Origin of the sequence: Flavobacterium sp. (assembly GCF_035456225.1) — a bacterium.
Lineage (GTDB): Bacteria > Bacteroidota > Bacteroidia > Flavobacteriales > Flavobacteriaceae > Flavobacterium.
In genome coordinates this window covers 1-6,635 of record NZ_DATIDM010000221.1, presented here as the reverse complement: position 1 = coordinate 6,635, position 6,635 = coordinate 1, and the positions used below count along the sequence as shown (strand labels likewise).

The following is a 6,635-nucleotide window of genomic DNA, read 5'->3' as shown; positions in this document are numbered from 1 at the left end:
TAAAAAGGCAGTTACATCCGCTCCGCTTTCATACAACACGTGACCTAAAATACTGGAAGTCGTCGTTTTTCCATGGGTTCCGGCTACAGCGAAACAGAAAGTATCTTTGGTTATAATTCCCAAAACTTCGGCGCGCTTTTTCACTTCAAAACCATTATCAAGGAAATAATTCCATTCGGCATGATGCTTGGGAACTGCCGGTGTAATTACCACTAACGTATTTTCCTTATTCAGATATTCCGGGCTAATCAAATTCACATCGTCTTCAAAATGGATTGAAATACCACTCTCTTCCAATTCTCCGGTTAAATGCGTGTGAGTTTTATCATAACCTGCCACATTTTTTCCAATGAATTTGAAATAACGGGCCAAGGCGCTCATTCCGATGCCACCGATTCCAATGAAATAGACGTTCTGTATTTGATTTAGGTTCATTTTTTTTAAGTTACAAAGGTTCAAAGTTGCAAAGGCTCAAAGTCTTTACTTATCTTCTTTTTCTATTTTCTTATCAACTTTACAATCTCGTCGACAATTTGTTTTGTTGCGTTTGGCAAAGCCAGTAGCTTTATATTTGAACTCAACTGTCTTTGTTGTTCCTCATTGGAAATCAGATTCTGAAAAATGGCTTCAAACTGAGCATCCAACTCGGATTCTTTTAATAAAACAGCTCCGTTTTTATCAACAATTGCTTTTGCGTTTTTGGTTTGATGGTCTTCAGCTACATTGGGTGATGGAATGAAAATCACTGGTTTGCCGACAATGCACAATTCAGATACCGAAGAAGCTCCTGAGCGGGAAATCACCACATCGGCGGCGGCATAAACCAAATCCATTCGATCTATAAATGACAACACCTGAACATTCTCTCTGTCTGAAAACCGTTTGTACTCTTCAAAATACAATTTTCCGCACTGCCAGATAATCTGAACGTTTTGTGACAGCAGAAAATCCAATTCCTTTTCAAGCAACTGATTGATTCTTCGTGCACCTAAACTTCCTCCTAAAACGAGCAATGTTTTTTTGGAAGCATCCAAATTGAAATGCGCCTGGGCTTCATTTCTTTTTTCACTGATTGAAATCAAATCCTGACGCACCGGATTTCCGGTCAATATCATATTTTCTTTCGGAAAGAAACGTTCTAAATTTTCGTAGGCAACACAAATCCTGTTGGCTTTTTTACTTAACAGTTTGTTGGTGATTCCGGGATAAGAATTTTGTTCCTGGATTACCGTGGGAATTCCCATCATAGAAGCCACTTTCAAAACTGCTCCACTGGCAAATCCTCCAGTTCCGACAACCACGTCGGGTTTGAAATTCCTCAAAATTCCAAATGATGTTGACAAACTCGAAATCAGCTTCAATGGAAACATTGCATTTTCCAAGGTTAGTTTTCGTTGAATTCCTGAAATCCACAATCCTTTTATCGAATAACCCGCCTGAGGCACTTTCTGCATCTCCATTTTATCTTTGGCTCCCACAAAAAGAATATCGGCATCCGGGAAACGATTTTTTATTTCGTTTGCAATCGCCACCGCAGGATAAATATGCCCTCCGGTTCCTCCTCCGCTGATTATGAATTTTGGATTATTTTTCATCTGAATTTATTTACTAAAGAGACTAAAGCCTCTAAACTCCTAACACACTCTTGATTCTTTCCTCTTTTCTATTTCTTCTTCAAAACAGCGTTCATAGGATTATCGGTTTGGTCTTCGATAGAATAGTTTTCTTCTTTTTGAACTTTCTCGATTATTTCTTCAATATCGTTATTTTCTTTTTCCATTTCTAGTGCTACTTCCCGATCAATGATGCGCTGTAGTGCCTCGTCCCTTAATTTGACTTCGGCTTCAATCTGTGCAATTTCTTCTTCTTTTTTGGTGACACTCAATATGATGCCGACAGCAATACAAGTCATCCAGATCGAAGTTCCACCACTACTGATTAACGGGAGCGTCTGTCCGGTTGTCGGCAACAATTCAACTGCCACTCCCATATTGGTGAATGCTTGAAAAATAATCGGAAAACCGAGTCCGACAATCAACAGCTTCCCAAACATGGTAGGAGCTTTGTGCGAGGTAATCAGGAATCGGAAAAACAACAATAAGTACAGCCCCATAATGGTAAATCCGCCCAACAAACCATATTCTTCAACAATGATGGCAAAGATAAAATCCGAGGACGACTGTGGCAAAAAGTTCTTCTGCACACTTTTCCCGGGACCTAAACCGTAAATCTTACCCGATGCAATGGCAATTTTTGCTTTTTCAATCTGATAATCGTCTTCGTTTTCTTCATCCGAGCTGAAACGTTCGATACGGCTCATCCAGGTATTAACACGACTGGTCAGTTTATTATCCGGAAAAGCTTTTGCAATCAATACGAAAAGCATCAAACCTGCTATACCCATCCCTATAATCGTAAAGAGATACTGCAACCTGTATTTCCCAATAAAAACCAACATACAAACCATTGAAAACATAAGGGCTGCAGTGGAAAAATTGGCCGGCAAAATCAAACCGATTATTCCAAAAACCGGCGCCCATAGTTCAATTAACGACGACTTGAATGTATATTCTTTCTCTTCAATTTTTGAAAGGTAACGCGCCACATAGATCATCATCACAAGGAATGCGAAAGCGGAAGGCTGAAAGGAAACCCCGATAAACGGTATCTGTAACCATCGGCTTGCATTAGCTCCTCCAATAGTATTTCCCTGAAGCATAGTAAACGCCAACAGCACTAAAACCAAAGGCATGAGCCACCAGGAAAAAGCTTTAAAATAATGATAAGGCGTTCTGTGAACGAAATAAATAAAACAGAAACCGATAAAAACATGAACCAAATGTTTGATCAAATGCCCAACTATCGAACCATTTCCTACCACATATACAAGATTGGTACTCGCACTGAAGACGGGCATAAAGGAAAATAGCGACAGCAGGGCCACGAATGCCCAAATTCCTCTGTCTCCTTTAAGTTTACCAATTAGTTCTTTCATTCTCTTTTAAGTTGCTAAGTTACTTAGACGTTAAGGCTCTGAGTTTATTAGTTTTTTGCTCTTCCCTAAAAGTTTAGAGCCTATTGTTTTTATAAATTCTGTACGGCATTTTTAAATTGCTTTCCGCGGTCTTCATAGTTTTCAAACAAGTCGAAACTTGCACAAGCCGGGGACAACAAAACGGTATCTCCTTTTTCGGCCATACGTTGCGCAATTTTAACCGCTTCAGTCATACTAGCCGTTTCAATCATAACATCAACCACATTTTCAAACGCTTTCATGATTTTGGAATTGTCCACACCCAAACAGATAATCCCTTTTACTTTTTCACGAACCAACGACATTAACTCACTATAATCATTTCCTTTATCAACTCCACCAACAATCCATATAGTAGGCGTGTTCATACTGTCAAGCGCGAAGAAAGTAGCATTTACATTCGTTGCTTTAGAATCGTTTATGTACTGCACATTCTGAATTTTGAGCACTTTTTCCAATCGGTGTTCAACTCCCTGGAAATTGGATAAACTTTCACGGATAGTTTCTTTACGGATGCGCATTAACTGGGCTGCTGTTGTAGCAGCCATGGCGTTTTTCACATTGTGTTTTCCTTCTAAAGCTAGTTCGTTGATTGGCATAATAAATTCTTCGTTGTTAATGTGAGTTGTTATGTTTTGTTCGTCTGCGTAAGCGCCTTCTTCAATTTTTTTAATCAGTGAGAAGGGAATTTTTTTGGCTCGTATTGTATTTTCAGATAACCATTTCACTATTGCCTCATCATCGTCATCGTATATAAAATAATCGTCTTCGGTTTGGTTTTTGGTAATCCGGAATTTAGCCTCGATATACAAATTGTAATCGTAATTATAGCGATCCAGATGATCCGGACTGATGTTGGTCATCACCGCGATATGAGGGCGATAACTCTCAATTCCGTCCAACTGAAAACTACTTAATTCCAAAACGTAAGCTTCAAATTTATTTTCAGCAACCTGCCAGGCAAAGCTTTTTCCGATGTTTCCGGCAATCCCGATATTCATCCCGCCTTGTTTCAGCAAGTGATGTGTCAACATCGTCGTTGTCGTCTTACCGTTACTTCCCGTAATCCCTATGGTTACAGCATCAGTAAACTGACTGGTAAACTCAATTTCAGAAATAATAGGAACGTTATTCTTTTTAAGTTGCTTTACAATGTTTGACTTATCCGGAATTCCCGGGCTTTTCATCACCACATCCGCATTTAAAATCAACTCCTCGGTATGCTGTTTTTCTTCCCACGGAATCTGATTTAAAATCAGCACTTCCTTATAATTATTTCGTATCTCGCCATAATCCGACACAAAAACATCGTATCCCTTTTTCTTTCCAAGGATTGCGGTACCTACTCCGCTTTCTCCTCCGCCTAAAATTACTAACCGCATCTTATCGTAATTTTAAGGATACTAATGAAAAGATGGACAACAGTATGGCGACAATCCAGAATCGCGTTACGATCTTACTTTCGTGATAGCCTTTCTTCTGATAGTGGTGATGCAAAGGCGACATCAGGAAAATCCTTCGACCTTCGCCATATTTCTTTTTGGTGTACTTGAAGTACGAAACCTGAAGCACCACCGATAAATTTTCAGCTAAAAATATTCCGCACAATACCGGTATCAACAATTCCTTACGAACCGCTATTGCTAAAACGGCAATAATTCCACCTATAGTTAAACTTCCTGTATCCCCCATAAAAACCGTTGCCGGATAAGTATTGTACCAGAGGAATCCGATGAGCGACCCAACAAAGGCCGCAATATAGACCGTCATTTCTCCGGAATTGGGGATATACATAATGTTCAGGTAATTTGAGAAAATAATATTACCCGACACGAAGGCGAAAATACCGAGGGTGAGCACAGATATAGCCGAGGTCCCAGCGGCCAGCCCATCAATTCCGTCTGTCAGATTTGCTCCATTGGAAACTGCCGTGATGATGAAAATCACGACCGGAATAAAAATCAACCAGGCGTAATCTTTGTAATTATCGCCTGTCCATGCCAATAATTCGGCATAATCCATTTCATTGTTTTTGAAGAACGGAATTGTAGTTGCCGTTGATTTTTCTTCTTTAGCTACAGCAGAAACCACAGCACCAGTTTTAAAAATATCGGTAGTAGAAGTATCCGTTCTAACTGTAACGGCAGGGTGAAAATACAACACAGAACCAACAATTAAGCCTAAACCTACTTGCCCGATAACTTTAAATATCCCTTTTAAACCCTCTTTATCTTTTTTGAAAATCTTGATATAATCGTCGATGAAACCGATAGTTCCCATCCAAAGTGTGGTTACAATCAGTAACATCACATAAATATTATCCAATTTCGCCAATAACAATACCGGAATCAGTGTGGAAAAAATAATGATTAAACCACCCATGGTAGGTGTCCCCGCTTTTTGCGTTTGCCCTTCCAAGCCTAATTCACGAACGGTTTCCCCAATTTGAAGTCTACGTAAATAGTTGATTACCCTTTTACCAAATATGGTAGAAATCATCAGCGACAAAATAATTGCTAAACCTGAACGAAAGGTGATATACTGGAATACTCCCGTTCCCGGCACATCCAATGTCTTGTCTAAATATTGAAATAAATAATACAGCATATCTTATTTGTTTAATTGTTCTAATAGTTCTTTAACTGTTTTCATATCATCGAAATCGTGACGAACGCCCTGGATTTCCTGATAGGTTTCGTGCCCTTTTCCAGCAATCAGAATGATATCTCCGCTTTGTGCCAATTGACAAGCCGTTTTAATTGCCTGTTTTCTGTCGGTAATTGAAATCGTCTTTTTAAAATTCTGAGGCTCCACCCCTTTTTCCATTTCTGCGATAATCATTTCCGGATCCTCACTTCTTGGATTATCAGAAGTAAAAATGGCTTTATCACTAATTTCAGAAGCAATTCTGGCCATGATTGGTCTTTTCGCTGTGTCGCGATCTCCTCCGCAACCCACAACCGTAATCAATTGTTCGTTTTTAGTACGGATATCGGCAATTGTTTTCAAAACATTTTCCAAAGCATCCGGCGTATGTGCATAATCTACGATTGCCGTGATATTCGCTTCTGAAACTATAAACTGAAAACGTCCGGAAACGCTTTCTAATTCACTCAACAGACGCAAAACTTCAATATTTTCCAACCCTAATTCAACAGCAGTTGCATAGATTGCCAGCAAATTGTAGGCATTGAATGAACCGATTAAACGTACCCAAACCTCCTGATCATTAATTTTCAGCAATAATCCGGAAAGTTGGTTTTCCAAAATCTGCGCACGATAATCGGCATACGATTTTAAAGCATACGTAAGTTTTTTAGCTTTGGTATTCTGAAGCATTACCGCCCCGTTTTTATCATCAATATTGGAAATAGCAAAAGCCGATTTCGGTAAATTATCGAAATACGATTTCTTCACATCGCGATATTCCGCAAAAGTGGTATGGTAATCCAAATGATCGTGTGACAGGTTCGTAAAAATTCCGCCCACAAAATGAAGTCCTTCCGTCCTTTTCTGATGGATTCCGTGGGAACTTACCTCCATAAAACAAAACTCGCAACCCTCTTCCGCCATTTCATTCAGATAATGATTGATCGTAAGC

6 protein-coding genes are annotated in these 6,635 nt (G+C 39.4%); all 6 read right to left on the bottom strand.

From position 1 onward, the window contains the following. Positions 1-435, bottom strand: a 435-nt coding sequence (locus VLB74_RS12880; protein WP_325203861.1) for a Mur ligase domain-containing protein, incomplete at its 3' end; no start/stop codon positions are given. 62 nt (positions 436-497) lie between these two features. Then, positions 498-1,595, bottom strand: coding sequence for an undecaprenyldiphospho-muramoylpentapeptide beta-N-acetylglucosaminyltransferase (gene murG, locus VLB74_RS12875; RefSeq protein ID WP_325203860.1), 1,098 nt, complete (start codon positions 1,593-1,595; stop codon positions 498-500). A gap of 68 nt (positions 1,596-1,663) precedes the next feature. Next, the gene (locus tag VLB74_RS12870) at positions 1,664-2,995 is read right to left on the bottom strand and encodes an FtsW/RodA/SpoVE family cell cycle protein (RefSeq protein ID WP_325203859.1); all 1,332 of its coding nucleotides are present in this window, start codon (positions 2,993-2,995) and stop codon (positions 1,664-1,666) included. Between the two features lie 89 nt (positions 2,996-3,084). Further along, positions 3,085-4,416, bottom strand: a complete 1,332-nt coding sequence (gene murD, locus VLB74_RS12865; protein ID WP_325203858.1) for a UDP-N-acetylmuramoyl-L-alanine--D-glutamate ligase — start codon at positions 4,414-4,416, stop codon at positions 3,085-3,087. 1 nt (position 4,417) lies between these two features. Further along, the gene (gene mraY, locus VLB74_RS12860; protein ID WP_325203857.1) at positions 4,418-5,641 is read right to left on the bottom strand and encodes a phospho-N-acetylmuramoyl-pentapeptide-transferase; all 1,224 of its coding nucleotides are present in this window, start codon (positions 5,639-5,641) and stop codon (positions 4,418-4,420) included. 3 nt (positions 5,642-5,644) lie between these two features. Continuing rightward, positions 5,645-6,635: UDP-N-acetylmuramoyl-L-alanyl-D-glutamate--2,6-diaminopimelate ligase (locus VLB74_RS12855; RefSeq protein ID WP_325203856.1), on the bottom strand; the 991-nt coding region annotated here is incomplete at its 5' end.

What these genes read in the sequence shown, in the direction of transcription:
- murG (WP_325203860.1), bottom strand. Translation starts at nt 1,595, where the DNA reads ATGAAAAATAATCCAAAATTCATAATCAGCGGAGGAGGAACCGGAGGG.
- VLB74_RS12870 (WP_325203859.1), bottom strand. Translation starts at nt 2,995, where the DNA reads ATGAAAGAACTAATTGGTAAACTTAAAGGAGACAGAGGAATTTGGGCA.
- mraY (WP_325203857.1), bottom strand. Translation starts at nt 5,641, where the DNA reads ATGCTGTATTATTTATTTCAATATTTAGACAAGACATTGGATGTGCCG.
- murD (WP_325203858.1), bottom strand. Translation starts at nt 4,416, where the DNA reads ATGCGGTTAGTAATTTTAGGCGGAGGAGAAAGCGGAGTAGGTACCGCA.